Consider the following 25274-nt stretch of genomic DNA (forward strand, 5'->3'; position numbering starts at 1 on the left):
TTCAATTTTTAAAATCTGTTTAAGTCGTCGATGCTATTTTGGAATAAGTGTTCAGAATATTTAGTACTTGCTCCGCTGACGCCGTCGATTTCTTGTAAAGCTTCCTTAACTTGGCTGGCACTAAGATGATTAACAAGAAAAGACTCCAGCGCCTTATTGGTCAATTCATTAATATCAGATTCGTTAATATCAAGATATTTTTCTACCAATTTTTCTGTTTTTTCGTTTAACTCAATTCTCTTTTTACTCATTTTTTCACCTTTCACAATCACGTTTATTATAGCATTTTTTAAAATTAACTGTTAAAAAACCACATATTGGCTGAAGCTGGTAAACTTAGAATGGATAGATATTTAAGTGCTAGTTTATTCTGGTTAGTATAAAAGTAAAGGCGTAAATGATGATTGATTTTTCTGCAAAAATTGTGGCATGGCTGCGGGAGCGTTCCTTTTTCCAAGCAGCACAAAAAACGTTGGTAATGTTAATGCCGATTGCTGTTTTGGGTTCATATTTTCAACTGCTGTTTGATCTTGTGTTTTCGCCGAATGGATTAATTTACAATATTTTTGGCTTGGATAAAATTTTAACAGATCATTTATGGTATGCCGGATCTTTTGTAACTCGCGGCATGGTGCAGATAACTTTTGGCGTCTTTGGGGTTTATGCCGCTTATTTTATGGCCCGTTATACGGCGCAAATTTATCATCGTGATTCAACAATGTCTGGACTAGCAGCCGTGTTAGTTATTTTGTTTTGCTCGTATGCTTCAAGCAGCGGGCGAGATAATCGCATGCCGTTTACGACTGGCTTATTGCAAGTGGACGGTGTTTTTATTGCGCTAATTGTTGGCTATTGTGTGGGCCAAGTGTTTCATCTTTTAGGTAGACAGTGTTTGTCTGTTAAAAGTGAAAATACCGCGGGAATTCGGCACCGGGCATGGATAAGTATGCTGCCAATGGCTGTGTCATTGATGTTAGGTATTGTTTTTGGTGTCATTATTTATGAACTGCAGCTAAAAACGTTAAATTCTGCTAGCTTTAATGAACTTATCAGCCGGGTGCAAACAACTAATAATTTGGCTGAGGTCATGCTGCTATCGGTAGTAATTACGCTGTTAAGCTGGCTGGGCATTGGCTATCCGCTGCGTTCGATTTCGGGGACGATTAATAATGCTTATACGGCAGAGAATCTGACCTACGCGCTTCATCATGGTAATTCATGGAATGTGCCGTATAAGTTCTTGGGCAGCTCACTGATTAATAGCTATGGGGCGATGGGTGGTGCCAGTATTGTGCTGGCAATTATTGTGGTCATTCTTCTTAGACGGAAAAATCGTGAGATTGAGACACTGGCCTTGTTTAGTTTGTTGCCAGCAGCCTTTAGCTCCACATTGGGTTTTGCCATCGGCATGCCGCTGATTCTAAATCCGTTATTTATTTTGCCGGAATTACTATTGCCGCTGATTAATATGCTGCTTGCTGCCGGTGCAATCAGCCTTCATATTTTGCCGGTGTGCGTTTATCCAATCTTGAAGGGCACACCAGGGATTTTGATTCCGTTTTTTGGAACCAACGGTGATTGGGTCGCGTTAATTTTTCCAATAATTTTATTTATATTGGATGTCTGTTTACTGCTTCCGGTAATTAAGATTGGTGAAAAAATCGAGCGACAGCTAAATCTTGAGCAGGAAGGTGCGATTAATGCGCAAAAATAAGAATCTTAAATGGTTATTTTTATTGGTAGTCATCTTAATTTTACTGGCGATTCCAGGATATAGCTGGATGAAAAAGTCCAACAATGCCCGCGCCGAGCGGAGTAAGTCGTTATTGTCACCGGTTATTATGGTGCCAGGATCAAGTGCGACGACCGAACGGTTTAACCAGTTGATTGATCAATTAAATAAAACAACGCTGCATCGTCATAGTGTCTTAAAAGTTAATGTTTCACGTCAAGGAAAATTGTCTTACAGCGGTTCAATTAATAAAAATGACCTGGAGCCGTTCATTATCATTGGTTTTGATAATAACAAGGACGGTTACGCTAATATTAAAAAGCAAACAAAGTGGCTGGACATTGCCTTTGACTCGCTAATGAGCAATTATAAGTTCAACAATTTTAAGGCGTTTGGTCATTCTAATGGTGGGTTAATCTGGACGTATTGGTTAGAACATTATTATGCTGATTATTCCGGTGAGACAAAGATGAGCTGCTTAATGACTTTGGGAACGCCGTATAATTTTACGGAAAACAATATCGATAATCATACACAAATGCTGGCTGATTTTATTAAGAGTCGGTCAAAATTACCTAAGAACTTGCGGGTATATTCATTATCCGGCGGCAAAAATTATGAGTCTGACGGGATTGTCCCTGAATCGAGTGTTGCGGCCGCCAAGTTTATTTTTCAAAATCAGGTTAAATCTTATACGGCAATGACGGTTACGGGTAAAGAAGCTGACCATTCGGATTTGCCCCAGAATAAGCAGGTTGTTCAACTAATTAGACAATATTTGTTAAAGACAGAACGCCAGCCAAGACCAAATAAGTAAAGGAGAATGATATGAAGTACCAACAGCAGCCAACTCAAATTGAGGTGCGTGGAGGACGCGTGAACAATTTGAAGAATATTGATGTCAATATTCCGTTGCATCAGTTCGTCGCAATTTCGGGCCTTAGTGGGTCGGGAAAATCAAGTTTGGCAATGGGAATTTTGTATTCTGAGGGTGCAAGACGCTATCTTGATTCCCTTGCAACCTATACCAGACGCCGGATTAGCCAAGTGGGACGAGCTGCTGTTGATGAAGTAAAGCATATTCCGTCAGCTTTGGCGTTAAGACAGCGGCCAACAGTTCCAGGCGTGCGGTCAACTGTTGGGACGGTAACCGAAATTTTTAATATTTTACGGCTGATTTTTTCACGGCTGGGCTCACCAGTCTGCCCTAATGGGCACCGAGTGGCACCAACAATTAAAATTGCCCAGGCGATGGACTTAACTGGAGAAGAGATGGGCCAGATAATCTGTCCAACTTGCGGCGTTAAATTTTATGCTTTTAGCGCCGAAGACTTCGCCTTTAACTCAGATGGTGCCTGTAAGCAATGTCAGGGGCTAGGAACGGTTGAACAGATTGATGACAGTAAGATTATCGCTGATGAAAATTTATCGCTAGAACAAGGCGCTGTGGCGACATGGCAAATTCCGGGACGTAATTGGATGTGGCGGATTGCGCGTGAACTTGGTGTTCGAACAGATATTCCATATCGAGAATTAACTACTGAAGAAAAGGAAATTGTCCTACATGGCGAGGAACGTAAAATTCCAATTGATGTTCCGACTTCGACTGGACGAGTGTACCACTTGGATGCTTTGTATGAGAATGCCTATAATGCTGTTGCGAATTCGCGCAAAACAACTAAGTCAGAACGCGGCTTAGAGCGGATTAATGCTTTTTATCGCTTTAGTACCTGTCCACGATGTCACGGCTCGCGGATTGATCCCAGCCGCTGGACACAACTAGTTGCTGGTAAAAATATTGTGGCGGCAGAACAATTAACTTTAGGTCAGCTAAGTGGCTATATGCAGGAAATTTTGGCTGAATTGCCAGAAGATATGCAGGAATTGGCAAAGAACTTAACTGGTGAATTGCTGCATCAGGTTAGACCACTGTTAAAATTGGGGCTGGACTATTTAAGTTTGTCGCGGCAGGCCAGTACCTTATCAACGGGCGAATTGCAGCGAATTCAGTTAGGCCGAACGTTAAGAACGGAAACAACGGGAGTACTGTATGTTTTAGATGAACCGTCGGTTGGTCTGCATCCTGATAATGTGGCGGGTTTGATCGATGTTTTTCACGAATTGGTTAATCAGGGCAATTCTCTAGTAGTTGTTGACCATGAAACTTCAATTATTAATGCTGCTGATTGGATTGTTGAAATTGGTCCAGGTTCTGGTAGTCAGGGCGGCCAGATTATTGCTCAGGGTACGCCGGAGCAGATTAAGCAGGATGAAAATTCGCATATTGGTCCTTACTTAACGGGAAATGCACCTTTAGAAGTTAGACCACAGGCTCGAGCAGCCACCTTGTTTGCCAAAGGCAAGATTACGTTTACGGTTACTGACCGGTTTAATTTGCATGACGTTCACGCACAGATTCCGGTGGGGCGGCTGACTTCAATTACCGGCTTTTCTGGTGCCGGCAAGACAACAATGATTCTTGATTCACTGTTACCGGCACTTAAGGCGCAAAAAAACCATGAGGCGATACCAGCTTGGGTTAAAGACCTGTCAGCTAGTGGTATTACCAATGTGGTTAGCGTCGATTCTGCCCCGGTTGGTAAAAATCAGCGGTCGACGGTTGCGACCTATACCGACATCATGACGAATTTACGCAAATTATTCGCTAAGCAGCCATTGGCAAAAAAGTTGAATTACAAGGTGACGCATTTTTCTTACAATAATAAAGAAGGCGCGTGTCCAGCTTGTGGTGGTACGGGGGTAATTGCACTTGATATTCAGTATTTACCCGATATGGTCGAAACTTGTTCTGTCTGTGGTGGGCGTCGGTATAATTCCAAGGTCTTACAGGTTAAATGGCAGGGCTTGAGTATTGCGGATGTTCTAGCACTTTCGGTTGATGATGCGCTCAAAGACGGATTGTTTGCGGAAGTGCCGGCGATTGAACAAACAGTCACCACTTTACATGATATGGGTCTAGGTTACCTGCATTTAGGTGAGTCAACCCCAGCCTTGTCTGGTGGTGAGGCGCAGCGGCTTAAATTAACTAGTCACTTACACCGCAAGCAAAAGGGCAGCTTATTTGTCTTTGATGAACCAACTGTGGGTTTGCATCCGTATGATGTGCGGACGCTATTAAATATTTTGCAAAAATTGTTAGCCCAACAGGCAACAATTATTACAATTACACATGACCTAGATGTGATTGCGAATAGTGATTATATGATTGACATGGGACCTCGTGGCGGTCAGCAAGGAGGCAAGATTGTTATTAGCGGCCGACCTGTGGATATTTCTCAAACAGGGACCAGTCTGACTGCCAAATATTTGCGTAAGCATTATGCTTTGTATCAAAATAAAAATAATTAAGCTATAAAAAATGCTGGTTTATCAGCATTTTTTTGTTTTAGCAAAGTAAAGATTAAGGAATTTAGTGATTTGTGGAAAAAGTGAGCTAAATAATTTGCTATTTGTGGATAACCTGTTATACTTTGGGATGTAAAGAAATTAGCACTCGAATGTTTAGAGTGCTAATTAAGATTGAAAACTACAATAAGGGGTGTTAATAAATGGCATACTTTGATAATGATTTTGATAAGTTATTTAACGAATTAAATGATTCTTTCTTTGGTAATCTGAATGATTCAAATAGTGGTTCAATTCCGATCCATTATTCAGGCAACATGAATCTGTCACCACAGAATTTAAACGGTCAGGGACAGGCAGCAGGTCCAGAACAAAAGCAGGAGAAGCCAATTGGCGTTGACTTGGTTGAACAAGCTAAGGAACATAAATACGATCCAGTAATTGGTCGTGATGAGCAGATTAAAGAAGTAATTGAAATTTTAAGCCGGCGGAAAAAGAATAATCCGGTATTGGTCGGTCCTGCTGGTGTTGGTAAGACAGCGATTGTTGAAGGTCTGGCCCAAAAGATTGCGAGCGGCGATGTTCCGGACAAGATGAAGGATAAGCATATTATTGATGTTAACATTAATGATATGGTTGCCGGCTCTAGCCTGCGGGGCAGCTTTGAAGAGCGCTTGAAGAAGGTCATCGATCAAGCTAAGAAGGATCCAAATATTATCTTGTTCATTGATGAACTGCACAACATTGTTGGTGCTGGTTCAACTGACTCCGAAAACAATAGCGGGGATGCCGCAAACATCTTAAAGCCAGCTTTGGCAAGTGGCGACTTGAACTTAATTGGAGCCACAACCACCGGTGAATACCGTAGAATTGAAAATGATGCGGCTTTGGCACGCCGGTTCCAACCAGTACAGGTACCAGAACCGTCGGCTGATGTGACCGTTAAAATTTTGGAAGGCTTAAAGAAGAAGTATGAAGATTATCACCATGTTAAGTATGATGACAGTGCTTTGCGCCTAGCTGTTGAATTGTCGCAGCGTTATATTCAAGGTCGGCATTTGCCAGATAAGGCAATCGACTTAATGGATGAAGCTGGTGCTAAGAAGGGCTTAGATACAGTTCCAGAAGATGAAGCTAGTCTGCAGGAGCGGATTGAGCGCCTTGAACACGAAAAGAAAGAGGCCGCTGAAAAGGAAGATTACGCTAAGGCTAGTGATTTGAAGAAGCAAATTCAAGAATTGACCGATAAAAAGGATCACGTTCATGATGTTGCAACTCCAAGGGTTACGGATCAAGATATCTATGCTTTAATTGAAGCAAGAACCAAGATTCCGATGAGCGAATTGCATGCAAGTGAGGGTCAACATAATCTTGACTTAGCTAAACGCCTGAAGAAAGCCGTCATCGACCAAGATAATGCCATTGATATTATTACTGATGCGATTGCACGTAAGCAAGTATTTAAGGATAATGATCGTCCGACTGGTTCGTTCTTACTGACTGGACCAACTGGTGTCGGTAAGACAGAATTAGCTAAACAACTAGCAATTCAGTTGTTTGGTGGTGAAAATCACTTAATTAGACTTGATATGTCAGAATATCAAGATCAAATGGCAGTTAATAAGCTGATCGGTTCTGCTCCGGGTTATGTTGGTTATGGTGAAGGCGGTCAATTAACTGAAAAAGTTCGCCATCAACCATACAGTTTGATTTTGTTTGATGAAATCGAAAAGGCTAATCCACAAGTCTTTAACGCACTTTTGCAGATTATGGACGATGGTCGCTTAACGGATGCACAAGGAAGAACGGTTTCCTTTAAGGATACAATCTTGATTATGACTTCTAATGCTGGCTTCTCCGATAATCTGCTTAAAGACGGCAAGGTTGACCATGATAAGATGATTAAGGCATTAGAAGCCTACTTTAGACCAGAATTTTTGAACCGGCTTGATGCAATTGTGCCATTTAACTCTCTTAGTGAAGAAGATATGACTAAGATTATCGACATTTACCTCAAGAAGATGGACAAGGTTCTTGCTAAGAGAAAAATCACGGTTGATGTTTCACATGAAACGAAAGCTTATCTTGCAGAGAAGGGCTATGACAAGAAGTTCGGTGCACGGCCATTGCGTCGGGTAGTTGAACAGGATTTGGAAACACCAATTGCCAAATTATTGATGAAGGAACCGGACACCAAGGAAGTTAAGTTTACTGCTGATGATCAGCACGTATACTTGAACGGCGAGGCAATATTGGATATTAATCCTAAAGTAGAAGCCGAAGCTGAAAAAGTCGAAAAAGAAGAGAAATAATTTAATGTGGAAAACGTCACTTTTTTGGAAGTGACGTTTTTTTAGTATATATGTAGTAAAGCTTCGATCTACTATTGACATCTGTATCTTTATGGTTTAAATTAGGTAACAATTAAATAATTATGAAAATAATTTGGTTTGAGTTTTCATATCTATCCCAAGGATTAAAAAATTGGAGGCACTTTGATGAAACAAAAGATAGAAGATCTTGATTGGAATAATCTCGGCTTTGAATATCGCGATCTGCCATATCGCTATGAAGCTAAGTATAAAGATGGTGAATGGCAAGAAGGTAAGTTAGTTGAAGATTCGACTGTGACCCTTTCTGAAGGTGCAGAAGTCTTGCACTATGGTCAGGAAATTTTTGAAGGACTAAAGGCTTATCGGAGAAAAGATGGCAAAATTAATCTCTTTCGTCCAGACCAAAATGCCCATCGGTTTGCTTTGTCAGCTGAACGGTTAGCAATGCCTCCTTATCCCGAAGACAAGTTCGTTGAGGCTGTTAAGCAAGTTGTTTTGGCTAATAAAGAATACGTTCCACCATATGATAGTGGTGCAACACTTTATGTTCGGCCATTTATGATTGGAACTTCGCAGGCTTTGGGAGTTGCAGCAGCAACAGAATATACTTTGCGGATTTTTGCAACACCAGTAGGTGCATATATTAAGGGCTTGAATCCAGCAGCTTATAAAGTTAGTCCATACGATCGTGCTGCTTATGCTGGTACCGGTCAAGCTAAGACATCAGGTAATTATGCCAGCAGCCTGCTGCCATCAGTTGAGGCACATAAGGAAGGCTTTGCTGATTGCTTGTATCTTGACCCACGTGAACACAAGTATGTTGATGAGTTCGGTGGTGCCAACTTCTTCGGTATTACTCAAGAAGGTCAGTTTGTAACACCAAAATCTGAATCAATTTTGATTTCTATTACTAAAAAATCGCTGCTTGAAGTTGCTAAACGTCAAGGCTTGAATCCTGTTGAACGGCAAATTACTTTGGAAGAAGCCTTTAACATGAAAGAAGCTGGTGCAATGGGCACGGCAGCTGTAATTTCGCCGGTTGGTTCGATTACCTATAACGATCAAAAGCACGTCATTTACAGTGAAGACAAGACTGGCCCAGTTACGACCAAGTTGTACAATGAACTGATTGCTATTCAATATGGTGATAAGACTGGTCCTGAAGGCTGGGTACAAACAATCGATTAAAGATTTGATAATTAATAAAAGGGCACGGAAGTTTCCGTGCCCTTTTTGAATAATTTGATTTTCAAGTACCTCAAGCTAAAAGCTTGAGGTGCTTTTTATTGGGGAGATTTAGACCTGCCTTAGCTATTTGACAATATACAATATGGAGTTTGTCACAATTATTTCATATAATAGTATAGCTATTTAATTTTACAAACCACGTATGGAAGATGGGTTAGAAATGAAAAATAAAAAAGCAGGCGATAAATTAGGCTTTAGTGCCATGGTTTTTCTTGCAATTAATATGATGATTGGCTCCGGAATTTTTTTAACACCTGGAAGTGTAGTTAAGCAGGCTGGAAGTAAAACTCTATTGGTTTACCTTGCGGCAGCTTTAGTTGCCACAGTTTTGGCAATGTCATTTGCGGCGGCAGCTAAATATGTTAATAAGGCTGGGGCATCCTATGCGTACTCAAAGGCCGCGTTTGGTCCTAAGTTCGGCTTCTATATTGGCACGACGTGTTATTTTGCGACAAGTGCTGTTTGGGGTGTAGCCTCTGTTGGAATTACTAAATCTACGATTTCGATTTGTGGTGGAGACCCCAACAATGTAGGTAATGTTACGTTAGGATTGCTGGCCTTATTACTATTAGTGACGATTGTTAACTTATTTGGCCAAAAAATCATTAAGCGGGTAATGAATTTGGCAACAATTGGTAAATTGTTAACGCTGGTCCTAATAATTGCTGCGGGTGTTGTTGTATTATTGGTAACAGGGGTGTCGCACCGGTTAAGTGCTGTGGATCAAGTTACTGTTCATGGTCGTACTGTAATTCCAACTTTGACAACAAGCGGCATGGTCATGGCGGTGGTTTCCGCATTTTATGCCTTTACTGGCTTTGAATCTGTTGCTTCTGGTGCAGAAGACATGGAGAATCCTGAAAAAAATCTTCCGCGGGCAATTCCGTTAGCAATCTTGGCAGTTGCCGTAGTTTATATTGGCGTCTTGACAGTTGCTTTGAAATTAAATCCTACCGCGCTGATTAAGACTAACCAAGTGATAGCCTTAGCGGCAATTTTTAATAATGAAATTTTGTGCGATATAATCTTGGTAGGTGCATTGATTTCGATGTTGGGACTCAACTTTGCCTATAGCTTTAGCACACCGCGAATTTTGGAAGCAATGGCACGGGAACATCAGGTTTCGCCAAAGTTAACGCAGCGGACTAAAAGGAACTTTCCCGTCAGAACGTATTCTATTTCTGCTGTGTTGGCAGTTTTAATTCCTTTGGCTTTTCAGTACAATATGACAAATTTGATTACGTTGAGCGCAATTGTCCGCTTTTTGGAATTTACAGTTGTGCCGCTATCTGTTATTCGGTTTTATTATGGTAAAAGCAAGGAGCAGATTTTGGCTGCCAATAAAAATGTGTGGACTGATCTAATTATTCCGGTGATTGCGGTGTTATTGGTCATCTTTTTATTAGCCGAGTATAATTGGCGCGAGCAATTTGGAATCGTAGTTAATAGCCGCGTGATTGGTATTAATTGGCTGGCGATCGTTGCCATGATTTTTGGCTTTTGTATTTTGCCGCTGATGATGTATTTGATTTCACGGCCACGTCAGCAATAAATATTTCTTAGAATTGAGTGGATGCTCAATTCTTTTTTAATACGTAAATCCAGTTAATTATTTTCGTTGTATAATATTGTGAAAATAACGAATTGGATTTTTTGTGTGAATGAAAGCTGTGGTTTAATCATGAGTACTAAAAAAGCAGCAGCTGACTTATTGGCTAAAGTTAATTCTAGTTTGGCTAGTAATTTGAGCATGGATGAATATGAGATTATTTCACTTGCTAAAAAACGGTTAGAAAGACAAGAATATTTACCTAGTATTGCTGCTAGTATGAAGAGTAGTTTAACGCCGCTTGCTATTAAGCAGCAATTATCACCAGCCGACCGTAAATTGTATCGGGAATTATTGGCACCAGAATTGAGCGATCATCAATTAGGCATCGGTATTACACGGATTTTTCATTAGGGGATTGTTAATGTTGATAGATGATCTCATCATTTTAGTAATCGCTTTCAAAATAAGTGGTATTATATATCTATAAATATTTTTGAGTGAGGGTACCAAAATGAAAAAAGCATTTAAACTAATATTGACTGCATTGTTAATGACGACTACCTTATCAGTTGCTAATCTAACAAGTAAAAGCCAAGTATCGGCACAGTTAGTATCGAATAGTAGTTTATCTAGTAAAGCTTGGACTAAAAAATTAGCTAAGGCTGGGTATGTTTTTGAATTACCGAATAGCAATAAGGGCGCACTTTATAAAAATACGGCAGCTAAAGGTGGCAAGCCTTATACTAGAAAGGTACTTGAAAAAATTCTAAATCAACATACATTGTTTAAAGTAAAAAAATTAACAAAGGTTAAAAACGGAATATCAGTTGATTTGGTTTCCAAGAATGGTAAATACAAGGGTTATACAACTTATATAAACGGAATTTATAATAAAAATTTATCTAATAAGGATTTGCAGCCGCTAATTAATGCTGAACTAAGTGCAATGGATGCTAAAGACAATAATAAGCCTACGTCAGCTTTATTAGAGCAAGTCCAGACACTGGCTAGTGGATTAACTGGCAAGAATAAGCAAATAGCTGATACTTCAATTAAGCAATTAAAACAGTTTTTAAAGCATGATGATTTATCTGAAACACCAGTACTTCTAATTGGTAAATATCCGAGTAACTTATTAGCAAATTAAATAAAGGGTGAGTAATTATTTTTACTCACTTTTTTTGTGTTGTAAGTATACAATTAGCCCTAAGAATTAAACAGTTTTAGTTAAGTAACGGTACGGCATTGCCATCAAGTAGCAGCATAACCGCAACTATAATAAATTGATTAGATAATTCATGTAAAAGTTTAGAATACTTATTTTTAGTATTAGTAAGCTTAAATACGCATGCTAATATTAGTAGGATTATGGCCAAGATGACATCATATAAACTATTGTTAAGCAGAAAAGGTTTATCAAAAAATATTATAAATATAAATTGAGTAATAAGAAGTATGGTTAATAACGCATAAGTTAAATATTCTGCATATTTTATATAATTATTATCAGGCATGTGTTTTCGATATACAGAAATTGTTACCCCGATAATTAATAATATATAAAAAATAGAACTGTTCATAAATATTTCTCCAAGATAGTTTATATGATATTAATATTATTTTTAATGGGTGCTGCTAGCTTAGCAATTGATAATTCCAATAAAGTAAATACAAATAGTATAAAAACTATATCTTACCATTCTTATTAAAAAATAAAACTACACAGTATCAAAGGATATAGAAAACTGGGATACTCACATTTATTTAAAAAGTTATCGCACTTATTTGTTAAATCAAAGCTTTGGATTAAAATGTTTAAACGTAAAAACTATAAAATAATTATTATTTTAGCTTAAGCCTTTATTTAGATTGCAAAAGTTATAGTAGCTAGATAGATGTGGTTGAAGTGAAAAATAGAAGTCTATTGGGCTTCTATTTTTGTGTTGTTTTGTATTTAGTAATATTAAGTAAGTACTTATCGTTATACCTACATTTTTATCTTATTAATGATGAAAAAATCAGAATACAAAAAAAGCAGTCTATAAAGACTGCTCCAGGCGCCTTGCAAGTGGTCAAACTTGCATGCACGCATTGCTTCGTACAGGACGATGCAACATTCATCTAAAATAAGTGTACCACGAAAATAAATTTTGGTAAAATGATACTGCACGCCTTGCGCGCATCCTGAGAAGTCTAGTCAGCTTCTCTTAAGGAGGTGATTATCGTGCAGGATATGTTAACATTCATCATGTTTTACCTTGTCTTAACTAAGACAGAGCAGATATTAAGTGACATTATTGTCATACTTGATAAATTGCTCAAGTAAAACAGCAAAGCAGCTCAAGATTTTCTTGGGCTGTTTTTGTATAAAATTTCAAAACAAAAAAGCGATCCTATTAGGATCGCTATTATATGTTGCAAGTGACCAAACTTGCGGCACGTGATGTGAACGTACAGAACATATCACTTTAGTAAGTTAAGTATACTTAATTTGGCAAAACAAAAATTTAGTTGACGGGCATGGTACCTTCAACACGTCCATTGACAGGTTTTGTAGCATTTAATAAAGCCTGCTGTTGCGTAGTTAAATACCAAACAGCTTCTTTAACCTCACTAATGCTTACTGAAGTCGAAGAATTGACAGCTTTAGCCTGTTTTAAAGCTTCATCATATTGAGCTTTATAGGTATTTACGTAGTCTTCATTTTTGTAGTTAGAACTAGCTGTAATTGTTTTTTCTTGATCAATTAATTTTTGTAGATCTTGTTTGTCAGCTGCTGTTGCAATTTTAGCGTCTGCTTGAGCTTCTTCCGGAGTATTGGCTGGTGTTAATTGTGGACCTGATAAGTAAATCGCATCAGCTGCTTTAACATAAAACAGTTGATTTTGAATTGCATTTTCGTAATTAATAGATTCTTCAGGAGAGTAATAATTTAAGCGATAAAATAATTCAGCTTTATTGTCCTTAGGTACCCAAACATAAATTTTTCTAATTACGGGAAGATTTTCATTTTTGGCAAGTATAACGTTTTTATTAGTAATTTTCGGTTTAAGGATCGATGAAATACTATAGGCATTACTATTTTGTTTTAAGCCGACATAAGTATCGATGGTGTAAATAGCTAACTTTTGTCTAGGCTTATTTTTAACAAATTTTGTAATAACAAAGGTATCAGTCGTACCAGCTATTCGATAAGCAACTGATGTTGAATTTCCGGTAGGAATTGTACTAGTACGATCAACTGTAATTTTTTGACCTGTTTTAATAAGAATACGATCAGATCCTGATCCAACATATAGTCCTTTTTTAGGAAAGTTATCGTATTTATTTTTATCGTGAATTGTAACGGTAGTACTTGCTACATAAAGCGGTTGCCCGTTAATTTCATTGACATTAGCTGCATTGATGTAACCACCGTGACCAATGTTGTAATAATATTTACCTTTAATTTTTTTATAGGGCAACCACGATTGATTGTAGTTGTCATCATTTAGTAAGTAGTATTGTTTGCTGTCTTTTTCAATAGGTTGGATAGTTCCAGCATACTTAACGTTAGCGTTTTTGCGTAGGTAGGTTTTAGCTTGGCTGCCACGGTATTTAGCAAGACGCTGACCCTTTTTATTATAAACATAGGCTCCATGGGCTAATTTTAGCGTATTAGTATTTGTAGTCGTAGCTGCAGCTACGGGGGAAATGTTCTGGTTAGACAAAGGTATTCCAGTACCTAAGGCAAGGATACCAGCAAGCGAACCAACAATAATTTTTTTACTTAATTTCATATATTTAACCTCAAAGTAATTAATAAAGATAATTGTAATACAAATATTTAATATATGAAAATTAATTATTATAAATATATATTTATATTTGGTATGCGATCATTATTAAAAATAAAAAAGTATTTGCTTTGGGATTGGTTTCATAATTTATAATATTAATATGCAAATTTAACGTTTAACGAATTTAGCATCAATGTTAATATGCTCAGGATTTTTCTTAATAAAATGTTGAAATATTTCTTCACCATATTTTTCTGGATAAGTATCAATTGAAGGAAAATTCATAATTTTACTAATGAGGGTATTGTCTTGACCAACAACTAAAGGTGGTTGAAGTCCTTCCTTTTGATAAGCGTGAATAATTCCAGCATCAATTTCATCACCATTGGCAAAGATACCATCAATTTCCGGAAAATTCATAAAATATTTTCCGGCATTAATGCCGTCTTGGTAGGTCGCGCAATTTTCAAAAACATGGCTTAATTTGAAGGCTGGAAAATCTTGTTTGGCGATTTGAAATAATAGCTTAGTAGAACTGCTCTTGTGTTGATTTTGTGCACTAGTTAGACCAAGATGTCTAAGTCCTTTTTGAGTAAAATATTTAAATAATTTTTTGAAAGCGTGGCTGCGATCAATGTAGATACAAGAAATATTATTAAAATCAATTTTTTCGCAAAAAATCACGGAGCCATACCTAATGTAAGGCAAGATATCGCTCATCTCATTAGCTTTGGAAGTAACAATTAGGCCATCATACAATTTTGAAGCAAATTCTTCGAAATAATTCATTTCGATTTTACGATCGTAGTAAGTTGGCAAGATGGATATTTTGTAATTATGCTTGATAGCATCTCGACAAATTCCGGCTGTTACTTTTTCAAAATAGGGTTCATCAAGATAGGGAACAATCACACCTAAACTGTTTGTTTTTTTCTTGTTTAGATCTTGAGCTATTCGATTAGGATGATAACCCGTTTTTTGAATCACGGCTTGAATTTTTTGTCGTTTATCTAAAGAGACATAGGGATGATGATTAAGTACCCGGGATACTGTTGAAACATAGCATCCAGATAATTCGGCTATTTCTTTAATGGTTGTCATTACTTTTCCTTTTATTTTGTGATTTTAACTAAATAATACTATATGGGATCGATACCAGGTCAAAAGAATTTATTAAATAGAAAGAAATCAGTTTTCGAATGAATACGGAAAAACAGATAGATAAACTCCTTGCGGAGGCAAAAGACTGTTATTTACACGGTAATGCACTAGAGAAAAATGAAAAAACTTTCTTCAAGGGTGTAAGTATCAATGGCGATCAAGATACTTTAGAAGCAATTTTTAAAGAATTGTGTCGACTTGATCCTACTAATATAGATTATCAACTTGATCTTGCCGCAACTTTAATTACTAATAATAAACTTGAACAATCGCTAGGATTATTGCAAAATAGATTATCAACTTGATCTTGCCGCAACTTTAATTACTAATAATAAACTTGAACAATCGCTAGGATTATTGCAAAATATATTATCAACTTGATCTTGCCGCAACTTTAATTACTAATAATAAACTTGAACAATCGCTAGGATTATTGCAAAATAGATTATCAACTTGATCTTGCCGCAACTTTAATTACTAATAATAAACTTGAACAATCGCTAGGATTATTGCAAAATATCACGCAAAAAGCAGCGAATAATTATAATACATTGATGATCTGTTATGTCTATTTAGGACTAGTTACAGGCGACTTTTCTGCTGATCTTCTTAACAAATTAACGTCTTTAGATAAAAAGCGCACAGAAAAGTTTATACAAGACTTTGTTAATTTAGAAAAAATAAGGCAGAAAAAAGTAACTACTGAAATTAAAAATTATGAGAAGGGGCATCTATTTGTCTTACTTGGTTATGATTTGCAAAAAGATGGCAGTATTCCCATAATATTGCAACAACGGCTGGAGTTAGCATTACAATTGCTAATTAAAAATCCATATTCTGATATTATTGTTTCAGGCGGTATTCCCGAAAATTATCGAACGGAAGCCGACATGATGGAGAAATGGTTAATTAATCGGGGCATAGCTCCTGAGCGAATTTTTAAGGAAAACAAATCAATTAATACGATTGAAAATGCCTTATTTTCGGTGCAACGAGCTCGTAAAATATCTTTTAGCAAAAAGGTAACGTTGATTAGTTCGGTTAGCCATCTTCGCAGAGCGCAAATCTTGTTTATGATTGCAGATAGAATAATTAATACCGAAGATAAAATAAAAATGATTGATCTTGTTGGAACTTTAGATGTTCCTGAACTAGTAAACCATTCTAGTAAAGAAGAGCAGATAGTGATGTATCGCGATGTTTTACGAATAAATGGTCTATGGCTGTATCCAAATTTAATAAGATAGGTAAAATTGGTGCTTTGAATCACATCAAGAGAAATATATAGAGCAACAAAAAAGCTAGAAATTACGTAAAACGTCGTAACTTCTAGCTTTTTTAATTGAATTATATTTTATGCGCCCTGAAGGATTTGAACCTTCAACCTTCTGATTCGTAGTCAGACACTCTATCCAGTTGCGCTAAGGGCGCGACAACTTCCTAAGTATAGCATAGATATGTCATTATTGGGAAATAAAAAATCTCAGCACTGACTACCTAACAGTGCTGAGACAACTACCATTTTATCGGAAATAGTAGTCTATTGCTACTTTAAATTGTTGTTTCACTTAGAAAGTTGATTGATCGACTATTTGTCACCACTTAAGATCGAACTTTTAACAATTACGTAGTCAACTAACTTGATAGAATTGAGCGTTTTGCCGCCGGCATAAGAAATTGCAGATTGCAAATCTTCCTGCATCTCGGTTAAGGTATCGGCAATTGAACCGCGGAATGGTACCAGCATTTGCTTGCCTTCAACGTTGCGGTAGGCTCCTTTTTGAACTTCCGAAGCTGATCCCCAATATTGTTTGTAGGTCTTGTCATTAATTTTAATAACATTGCCTGGAGACTCTTGGTGGCCGGCTAGCATTGACCCAATCATTACCATACTTGCCCCGAAGCGAACAGATTTAGCAATGTCGCCATTATGACGAATACCACCATCGGCAATAATCGGCTTGCTGGCAACTTTACTGCACATTCTCAGAGCTGCCAATTGCCAGCCGCCAGTACCAAAGCCGGTTTTAAGCTTAGTGATACATGCACGGCCGGGACCAACACCGACTTTGGTTGCATCGGCGCCGGCATTTTCTAATTCGCGAACAGCTTCAGGAGTGGCAATATTACCAGCTGTCAAAAAAGCATCCGGCATTTTATCTTTAATGTACTTAATCATCTTGATGACATATATGGAGTGCCCATGAGCAACATCAATTGTGATGTATTCGGGAATAACATTTTCTTTAACGAGTAAATCGATAAAAGCATACTCACTATCTTTAATGCCAACAGAAATTGAGGCAAAAAGTCCTTGTTCATGCATCATTTTGATGAAATCCAGTCTTTTCTCAGGCTGAAAGCGGTGCATGACATAGTAATAGCCATTTTTAGCAAGCCAAATAGCCATTTTTTCATTAATTACGCTTTCCATGTTAGCGGGAACGACTGGTATCTTAAATGTTCGGTTTCCGAACTTAACGCTGGTGTCAGCGTCGTGACGGCTTTTAATAATTCCCTTGTTAGGTACAAGCTGAATGTCATCATAGTCAAAGGCTTCCATGCTAAAGTAGTTGCTCATAATTCAATCGACTCCTAATTCATTATCTGTCTGAACGAGAGTAACTATAATCAATTTATTGAAATTTGTCAACATAAAAATCGAACTATTAAATTTAAATCAGTAAAAATAATTCGTATTTAAATTTGACTGATAGCGTATAAATTGTTAGAATAATTTTTGTGATATTTGTATATTTTTTATGAGGTGAACAAAATGACAGCAGTGGCAGTTGTTGGTAGTCAATGGGGCGACGAAGGTAAAGGCAAAATTACGGATTTTTTGAGTAAAGAAGCTGCGTATGCAGTCCGCTCAAATGGTGGCAATAATGCTGGTCATACGATTGAAATTGATGGTCAAACATTCAAGATGCGGCTAATTCCATCCGGTATTTTTGCGGCAGACAAGGCTGCTGTAATTGGTAACGGTACGGTAATTAATCCCGAAGTTCTGTTAGAAGAATTAGATAATTTGGAAAAAAATGGGATTGATACCAGCAAATTACGGATTTCCAACCGGGCCCACATCATCATGCCGTACAATATCAAGCAAGATGAATATCAAGAAGAGGTTAAGGGTGCCAATAAGATTGGTACCACCAAGAACGGAATAGGCCCAACTTACATGGATAAGGCTTCTAGAATTGGAATTCGTGTGTGTGATTTACTCGAAAAAGATACCTTTGAAGAAAAATTGCGCGCCAATTTAGCAGAAAAGAATACTCTGTTTACCAAGGTTTATGGTAAGCCAGCTCTTAAATTCGAAGACATTTTTACTAAATATTACGAATATGGTCAAAAGATCAAAAAGTACGTTACTGATACATCAGTCTTGGTTAACGATGCACTTGATAATCAGGAAAAGGTGCTTTTTGAAGGTGCTCAGGGTGTAATGCTCGACATTGATGAGGGAACTTATCCATTTGTCACTTCATCTAATACGATTTCCGGCGGGCTTGCTAGTGGCATCGGGATGGGTGCTAACCGGCTGCACACGGTGATTGGTGTCTGCAAGGCCTATACTACACGAGTTGGTGCTGGACCATTTCCAACGGAATTGCTTGATGCAACTGGTGACCGCATTCGTGATACTGCTCATGAATACGGCACAGTTACTGGTCGGCCGCGGCGTGTTGGCTGGTTCGACTCTGTTGCTTTGCGTCATGCTAAGCGTGTTTCTGGGATTAACGCTTTAAGTCTGAACTTGCTTGATATTTTCAGTGGGTTTGACACCGTTAAAATTGCCACTGCTTATGAATTAGACGGCAAGAAGATCGATTATTACCCAGCCAGTCTCAAGGAACTTTACCGCTGCAAGCCAGTTTATGAAGAATTACCGGCTTGGCAGGAGGATATTACTAAGGCGAAGACTTGGTCAGATTTGCCAGAAAACGCACAAAAATTCTTGAAGCGGATTGAGGAAATTGTGGGTATTCCGTTAGTGACGGTTTCTGTTGGTCCCGATCGTGAACAAACAATTATTTTGCAAAATCCATGGGAAATATAAATGATGCTTGAACGCTACACTCGCCCAGAAATGGGCAAAATATGGACAGATGAAAATAAATATGCCGCATGGCTAAAGGTCGAAGTTGCGGCAACTAATGCTTGGAGTGAAGAGGGAGAAGTTCCCACGGCTGATGCGGCTAAAATTGCTAAAAATGCCAGTTTTACACCAGAGCGCGTTGCTGAACTTGAACAAGTAACCCACCATGATGTCGTGGCTTTTACTAGGGCCGTTTCTGAGAGTCTTGGCCCTGAGAAAAAGTGGGTTCACTTTGGTTTAACTTCAACCGATGTAGTTGACACAGCTCAAGGTTACTTGCTAAAGCAGGCAGATACGATTATTCGTCAAGATTTGCTTACGTTAAAAGAAACCATTGCAGCTAAGGCTCGTAAATATAAAAATACGGTTGAGATGGGACGGACACATGGTGTACAAGCCGAGCCGACAACTTTTGGCTTAAAACTTGCCCGCTGGTATGCCGAAATTAACCGGGATATTGATCGCTTTGAACATGCAGCTAAAGGCGTTGAGTCCGGTAAAATTTCTGGTGCTGTTGGTACTTTTGCCAACGTGCCGCCGGCAATTGAAGTTAGTGTCATGAAGCAATTGAGCTTAACGCGCCAGCCGATAACTAGTCAAATTTTGCCGCGTGACCTGCATGCGGAGTACATTGCTACTTTGGCATTGATTGCAACAAGCATTGAAAATTGGGCAACGGAAATCCGCGGTCTGCAACGTTCGGAAATTCATGAGGTTGAGGAACATTTTCGTGCCGGTCAAAAGGGTTCGTCGGCAATGCCGCATAAACGTAATCCGATTGGCTGTGAAAATCTCTGTGGGATGGCGCGCGTTTTACGCGGTAATGTTGTGACAGCTTATGAAGATGTTACTCTCTGGCACGAGCGTGATATTTCACATTCAAGTGCTGAGCGGGTAATTTTGCCTGATACAACGATTGTGATTGATTACATGCTTGACCGTTTTAATCGAATTTTGTCTAACCTAGATGTTTTTCCAGAAACAATGCTCAAGAATATGGACAAGACCTATGGTCTAATCTATTCACAAAGGTTGCTGTTGAAATTAATTGATGAGGCAGGCTTATCACGCGAAGCAGCTTATGATATGGTACAAAAGTTGACAACCAAATCATGGCAAGACGGTATTTCTTTTAGAAAGTTAGTTGAAGACAGCCAGATTATGACTTATTTGTCAGAAGCTGATGTAGCTGATGCCTTCGATTATCACTATCATTTGCGCCATGTTGATGAAATCTTTCATCAAGTAGGACTTGAATAATAAAAAAGCAGACTTAAACAAGTCTGCTTTTTTAATTGAGTTAGCTGCAATTGCCACTTGCGCATATTAAACGACCACTTGGTTAAAGAGGGTAGATTTTCTTTTTAAATTAGCGTTTAATAAGAATTATGAAAGGCAGGTGAGAATCGTGAAAGTGAAAATTGATCTTGATCCTAAGTTAACTGAACCAATAGTAACAATTCAGGCAAATGAATTATCGCCAGAGGTTGAACGGATTTATCGGCAGCTGCAAGAAGGGAGTGATAATCCTGACCAGCTTGAATGTTACAAGGACGATGTTTCGTATTACCTAGATTTAGCCGACATTTTATTTTTTGAAACAGAAGATCGGCAGGTGATTGCACATACGAGCCGCGATTCGTTCAGTGTTAATTATAAGTTATATGAATTAGAAAATTTGTTGGGCAGTCAGTTTATGCGGGTGTCCAAGTCCACAATTTTGAATTTAAAACAGGTATATTCATTGACGCGGTCAATTACTAATTGTCAGGTGCACTTTCATGATACTTACAAAACTGTCTACGTGTCACGCCATTATTACCACAGCTTGAGTGATCGATTAAACGAGAGAAGGTCATTATAATGAAAAAACAAAAGATTAAAGAACTATTCTGGGGAATTGCACTATTAGGGGCAGCAATCTTTTTAATCATGAACCAGTTAAATTTGTTTTCATTTCGACTAAATTTTTGGACGATTTTTTGGACAATTGTTTTTGGCGCATGCTTAATTGAAGGTCTAGCTAATCGCAGTATTGGCGGCACAATTTTTTCAATTGCCTTCTTATTAATTGTGTATGCGCAGCCGCTTAAAATCACTAAGATTGTACCATGGACAGTCTTACTTGCGGCATGTCTAATTACGGGGGGATTGCACATGATTTTTTACAAAGGTACACACAACACGCATGTTTATATCAATGGTCACAAGGTCGATGGTAATTGGTCAAAGTTGGGACCAGAAAAGTCATTTCATGCCGATCATGTTTTTGGTAGCAGCAGTAAAAATGTTGACGAAGAAGATATTGTGGTTAATCAAAAATTGTCTGATGTTTCGCGGTACGTTCGTTCACAAAGTTTGCGCAGTGTGACGATTAATTCACTAATGGGGGATGCCAAGGTCTATCTTGATGCGGCTAAAGCAGCTTCTGATACGGTAATTGTAGATATTAATTCATCAATGAGTGATGTTTCGCTGTATATTCCGTTGTCGTGGCAGGTTGATGACCAAATGTCGTCAACTTTTGGCGATGTTGAGATTAATGGCACTTCTAATGGCGGTGGCCCAACTTTAGTATTGACTGGCAGCAGCAAGTTTGGCGATATCAAGATTAATTATGTTTAAATCACGAATTACAACTACTAGTTTTATTAAATATATTTTGAAAATTGTTACCAAATAATAACCAGAAGTCAAACTATGTAAAGCTCTAATTATTTTAATTAGAGCTTTTTTGTTTTGTGGATTTATATTTAATTAGTAGTCCTGAAAAATATTTCTCAAAGTGAAACACGTAATTCAAGTCCTGGAATGCTTATTCACTTTCTAAGAAAGCGGATACAAATTATAAAAATAATGATATAAATATAATTGTAAGCTAGCTTAGAAGAATGAATAGCTCAAATTGAGCGATAAACTGTTAAGGAGAAAATAATGTCTGAAAATCATAAACGATATTCCGTTGTAATTGCTGGTGGTGGTAGTACTTTTACCCCAGGTTTTGTATTGAGTTTGATTGCTAATCAAGATCGTTTTCCGATTAGAAAATTAAAGTTTTACGATAACGATGCAGAGCGACAAAAGAAAATTGGCGATGCATGTGCCATTATTATGAAGGAACGCGCTCCAGAAATTGAATTCTCATATACAACTGATCCAGAAGAAGCTTTTACAGATGTTGACTTTGTCATGGGATCAATTCGAGTTGGTAAGTATCATATGCGTGATCTTGATGAAAAAATCCCATTAAGATATGGCGTTAATGGTCAAGAAACAACAGGACCTGGAGGAATGGCTTATGGTATGCGTTCCATTCCTGCAATCATTGAAATCATTGACTATATGGAAAAATATTCGCCAGATGCATGGATGATTAATTACTCTAATACAATTGCAATTGTTGCAGAAGCTTGCCGTAGATTTAGACCTAACTCTAAGGTAATCAATATTTGTGATATGCCAATTGAAATTATGACTAGAATGGCACGTATTTGCGGCTTAAATGACTACCATGATCTTGATGTTAATTACTATGGACTTAATCACTTTGGCTGGTGGAAAGAAGTTCGTGATAAAAACACAGGTAAAGATTTATTGCCGCAACTTAAAGAACATGCTGCTAAAGAAGGTTATTGGATTGGCGGCGACTTCGACAAGGATTTGGAAAAGAGTTGGGCTGAAACCTTTAAGAAGGCCAAGGATTGCTATGAATTAGATCCAGAAACTTTGCCAAACACTTACATGCAATATTACTATTTCCCACAATATGAAGTTGCTAATGCAGATCCTAAGCATACTAGAACTGACGAAATTCGTGAATATCGGCAAAAGATTGTCTTTGATGAATGTGCAAGAATTGTTAAGGCAGGAACTGCTAAAGGAAATATTTGGGAAGCAAACGCTGAACACTCGAATTATATTGTTGATATTTGTCATGCAATTGCCTTTAATACGCATGAAAAATTCTTTGCCAATACTGCAAATAATGGCGCAATTTCAAATATGGATCCAGATTCAATTGTTGAAGTTCCATGTTTATTTGGTGCTGATGGTATTCAACCAATGGCAACAGGTGAAGCTGGTAGATTCCAACGCGGCATGATGATGGAACAGCAAACCTGTGAAAAATTAGTTGTCGATGCTTATGAACAACACTCTTACACAAAGATGCTACAAGCCTTTACTCTAAATAAGACAGTTCCTGATGCATCAGTTGCTAAAAAGATTCTTGATGACATGATCCCTGTAAATAAACCATATTGGCCAGAACTGAAATAAGTGTTAGGGGATGATTGCTTATGATGCAGAAGTTTCAAAAATTTGGTGCAGCAATGTTTGTGCCAGTGCTTTTATTCTCTTTTGCTGGAATAGTTGTTGCAATAGGTAGTTTGTTTACTAACCAAGCAGTTTTTGGTTCCTTAGCAAATCCGGGGACAACCTGGAATTCTATTTGGGATACGATTACTGCTGGTGGTTGGACAGTCTTTAAGCAAGAAGCATTGTTATTTGTTGTTGGTTTACCAATCGGACTTGCTAATAAGTCTAAGGGTAGAGCCGCAATGGAAGCTTTGATTACTTATATGACTTATAACTATTTTATTGGCGCTATTTTGACACACTGGGGTGCAAGCTTTGGTATTCCTAATTTTGCTAATATTCAAATAATTGATAATTCTACTAATCATGGATTGACTGAAATTGCCGGAATTAAGACGTTAGACACCAGTATGATTGGTGCGTTAGTTGTCGCTGGAATTGTAATTTGGCTTCATAATCGTTATTTTGATAAAAAATTGCCAGAATGGTTAGGTACTTTTCAAGGTTCCACATTCGTTTACATACTTGGCTTTTTTGCAATGATACCTTTGGCATTTTTAACTTGCTGGGGCTGGCCTAAAGTCCAATTAGGGATTAGTGGACTGCAAAAATTCATTCTTAATAGTGGTGTAATTGGCGTCTGGATTTATAACTTCTTGAATCGAGTTTTAATTCCTACAGGACTACATCATTTAGTTTATATTCCATTTCAATATGGACCTGCAGTAGTTGCAGGGGGACTTCAACCATTTTGGTTAAAACACTTAACACAATTTGCTTTAAGTACTCATCCGCTAAAACAGTTGGCGCCACAAATGGGCTTCCAACTATGGGGTAATGAAAAGATTTTCCTTGCACCAATTATTTGTTTGGCCTTTTATGCAACAGCTAAAAAGAGTAAGAAAAAGCAAACTTCAGCATTATTAATACCAGCTGCACTTACTTCTTTCTTTGCTGGTATTACTGAACCAATTGATTTTACTTACTTGTTTGCTGCACCTGTTCTTTGGATTGTTTATTCCGTTCTTGCAGCAACAATGAATACTGTAATGTTTAGTTTAGGTGTTGTTGGTAACTTTACACTAGGTGGTATTGACATGGCGGCTGAAAATTGGATTCCGCTATGGCGTAATCACTGGCAAACTTATATGGTACAGTTTGCAGTCGGAATTGTCTTTGCGATTATTACTTTCTTTGTCTTTAAATTTATGATTGAAAAGTTTAATTATGCAACACCAGGTCGTGAAGCAGATGATGAAGATGTTCATTTATTAAATAAGAAAGAATATGAAGCTAAAAAGACTAGTCAAGATCAACAAGTAAATAATAATTCTGTTGAAACTGATCCATATATTACTAGAGCAACTGCTTTTCTCGACTTACTCGGTGGTAGTTCGAATATTAAGGAATTAAGTTCTTGTGCAACTAGGTTGCGTGTTTCAGTTGAGGATCCTGATAAATTAGGAACAGATGCGCAATTTAAGGCCGCTAAGGCAATCAATGTAGTTCATCATGGCAAGGCTATCCAAGTTATCGTTGGACTAGATGTTGCTCAGGTTCTTGAAGCAATGCAGGAATTAAGGAAAGATGATATTAATGAAGGTTAGTTGTTAATCGGATAATTTAAATAAAACGCTTTTATGCATTGAAATAAAGTTATAATGTATAAGTAACTATTTAA

General features: G+C 37.8%; 21 protein-coding genes and 1 tRNA gene. 16 read left to right on the top strand and 6 right to left on the bottom strand.

The window, feature by feature from the left end:
• Positions 1-8: 8 nt before the first annotated feature.
• The gene (locus PT278_RS02930; RefSeq protein ID WP_277130110.1) at positions 9-251 is read right to left on the bottom strand and encodes a hypothetical protein; all 243 of its coding nucleotides are present in this window, start codon (positions 249-251) and stop codon (positions 9-11) included.
• Positions 252-400: 149 nt separating this feature from the next.
• Between PT278_RS02930 and PT278_RS02935 the strand changes: the two genes are divergently transcribed.
• The 8 genes from PT278_RS02935 (at position 401) to PT278_RS02970 (ending at position 11378) form a co-directional block, all read left to right on the top strand.
• Positions 401-1714, top strand: a complete 1314-nt coding sequence (locus PT278_RS02935; protein ID WP_277130695.1) for a PTS sugar transporter subunit IIC — start codon at positions 401-403, stop codon at positions 1712-1714.
• Positions 1701-2549 (top strand): alpha/beta hydrolase, encoded by an 849-nt coding sequence (locus PT278_RS02940; RefSeq protein ID WP_277130112.1) that lies wholly within the window; start codon positions 1701-1703, stop codon positions 2547-2549. The genes PT278_RS02935 and PT278_RS02940 overlap by 14 nt, the downstream gene beginning before the upstream one ends.
• Before the next feature lie 11 nt (positions 2550-2560).
• Complete coding sequence (locus PT278_RS02945; RefSeq protein WP_277130115.1) at positions 2561-5101, top strand: AAA family ATPase; 2541 nt, start codon at positions 2561-2563, stop codon at positions 5099-5101.
• 200 nt (positions 5102-5301) lie between these two features.
• Positions 5302-7410: an ATP-dependent Clp protease ATP-binding subunit gene (locus PT278_RS02950; RefSeq protein WP_277130117.1), complete on the top strand. Its 2109-nt coding sequence runs from the start codon at positions 5302-5304 to the stop codon at positions 7408-7410.
• A gap of 183 nt (positions 7411-7593) precedes the next feature.
• On the top strand, positions 7594-8619 hold the full coding sequence (locus PT278_RS02955; protein ID WP_277130119.1) for a branched-chain amino acid aminotransferase: 1026 nt from the start codon (positions 7594-7596) through the stop codon (positions 8617-8619).
• Positions 8620-8839: 220 nt separating this feature from the next.
• Positions 8840-10231, top strand: coding sequence for an APC family permease (locus PT278_RS02960; RefSeq protein WP_277130121.1), 1392 nt, complete (start codon positions 8840-8842; stop codon positions 10229-10231).
• Between the two features lie 129 nt (positions 10232-10360).
• Complete coding sequence (locus PT278_RS02965) at positions 10361-10642, top strand: bacteriocin immunity protein (RefSeq protein ID WP_277130123.1); 282 nt, start codon at positions 10361-10363, stop codon at positions 10640-10642.
• Between the two features lie 100 nt (positions 10643-10742).
• Complete coding sequence (locus PT278_RS02970) at positions 10743-11378, top strand: hypothetical protein (protein ID WP_277130125.1); 636 nt, start codon at positions 10743-10745, stop codon at positions 11376-11378.
• A 76-nt stretch (positions 11379-11454) separates the two neighbouring features.
• Here PT278_RS02970 and PT278_RS02975 read toward each other — a convergent pair whose 3' ends face one another.
• From PT278_RS02975 to PT278_RS02985, 3 genes are all read right to left on the bottom strand, one after another.
• A complete protein-coding gene (locus PT278_RS02975; RefSeq protein WP_277130127.1) occupies positions 11455-11811 on the bottom strand; it encodes a hypothetical protein in 357 nt (118 codons plus the stop codon).
• Between the two features lie 927 nt (positions 11812-12738).
• Positions 12739-14010: an SLAP domain-containing protein gene (locus PT278_RS02980; RefSeq protein ID WP_277130130.1), complete on the bottom strand. Its 1272-nt coding sequence runs from the start codon at positions 14008-14010 to the stop codon at positions 12739-12741.
• Positions 14011-14178: 168 nt separating this feature from the next.
• Complete coding sequence (locus PT278_RS02985; RefSeq protein WP_277130133.1) at positions 14179-15111, bottom strand: LacI family DNA-binding transcriptional regulator; 933 nt, start codon at positions 15109-15111, stop codon at positions 14179-14181.
• Positions 15112-15209: 98 nt separating this feature from the next.
• Between PT278_RS02985 and PT278_RS02990 the strand changes: the two genes are divergently transcribed.
• Together PT278_RS02990 and PT278_RS02995 are read left to right on the top strand one after the other, a co-directional pair.
• Complete coding sequence (locus PT278_RS02990; RefSeq protein ID WP_277130136.1) at positions 15210-15476, top strand: hypothetical protein; 267 nt, start codon at positions 15210-15212, stop codon at positions 15474-15476.
• Between the two features lie 204 nt (positions 15477-15680).
• A complete protein-coding gene (locus tag PT278_RS02995) occupies positions 15681-16418 on the top strand; it encodes a YdcF family protein (protein ID WP_277130140.1) in 738 nt (245 codons plus the stop codon).
• A gap of 110 nt (positions 16419-16528) precedes the next feature.
• Here PT278_RS02995 and PT278_RS03000 read toward each other — a convergent pair.
• Both PT278_RS03000 and PT278_RS03005 read right to left on the bottom strand, forming a co-directional pair.
• Positions 16529-16602, bottom strand: a tRNA-Arg gene (locus tag PT278_RS03000).
• Between the two features lie 157 nt (positions 16603-16759).
• Positions 16760-17752 carry a GMP reductase gene (locus PT278_RS03005; protein WP_277130143.1) on the bottom strand — a complete coding sequence of 331 codons (993 nt, stop codon included), beginning with the start codon at positions 17750-17752 and terminating at the stop codon, positions 16760-16762.
• 195 nt (positions 17753-17947) lie between these two features.
• Between PT278_RS03005 and PT278_RS03010 the strand changes: the two genes are divergently transcribed.
• The 6 genes from PT278_RS03010 to PT278_RS03035 all read left to right on the top strand — a co-directional run bounded on the left by PT278_RS03010 (position 17948) and on the right by PT278_RS03035 (position 25200).
• Positions 17948-19237 carry an adenylosuccinate synthase gene (locus tag PT278_RS03010; protein WP_277130144.1) on the top strand — a complete coding sequence of 430 codons (1290 nt, stop codon included), beginning with the start codon at positions 17948-17950 and terminating at the stop codon, positions 19235-19237.
• A 3-nt stretch (positions 19238-19240) separates the two neighbouring features.
• Positions 19241-20536 (top strand): adenylosuccinate lyase, encoded by a 1296-nt coding sequence (gene purB, locus PT278_RS03015; protein ID WP_277130696.1) that lies wholly within the window; start codon positions 19241-19243, stop codon positions 20534-20536.
• Positions 20537-20684: 148 nt separating this feature from the next.
• On the top strand, positions 20685-21140 hold the full coding sequence (locus PT278_RS03020) for a LytTR family DNA-binding domain-containing protein (protein ID WP_277130146.1): 456 nt from the start codon (positions 20685-20687) through the stop codon (positions 21138-21140).
• On the top strand, positions 21140-21901 hold the full coding sequence (locus tag PT278_RS03025) for a LiaF domain-containing protein (RefSeq protein ID WP_277130147.1): 762 nt from the start codon (positions 21140-21142) through the stop codon (positions 21899-21901). The genes PT278_RS03020 and PT278_RS03025 overlap by 1 nt, the downstream gene beginning before the upstream one ends.
• Before the next feature lie 309 nt (positions 21902-22210).
• Positions 22211-23554 (top strand): 6-phospho-alpha-glucosidase, encoded by a 1344-nt coding sequence (locus tag PT278_RS03030; RefSeq protein ID WP_277130148.1) that lies wholly within the window; start codon positions 22211-22213, stop codon positions 23552-23554.
• Positions 23555-23574: 20 nt separating this feature from the next.
• The gene (locus PT278_RS03035; RefSeq protein WP_277130150.1) at positions 23575-25200 is read left to right on the top strand and encodes an alpha-glucoside-specific PTS transporter subunit IIBC; all 1626 of its coding nucleotides are present in this window, start codon (positions 23575-23577) and stop codon (positions 25198-25200) included.
• The last annotated feature ends 74 nt before the right edge of the window (positions 25201-25274 follow it).

Origin of the sequence: Lactobacillus sp. ESL0703 (genome assembly GCF_029433435.1) — a bacterium.
Lineage (GTDB): Bacteria > Bacillota > Bacilli > Lactobacillales > Lactobacillaceae > Lactobacillus.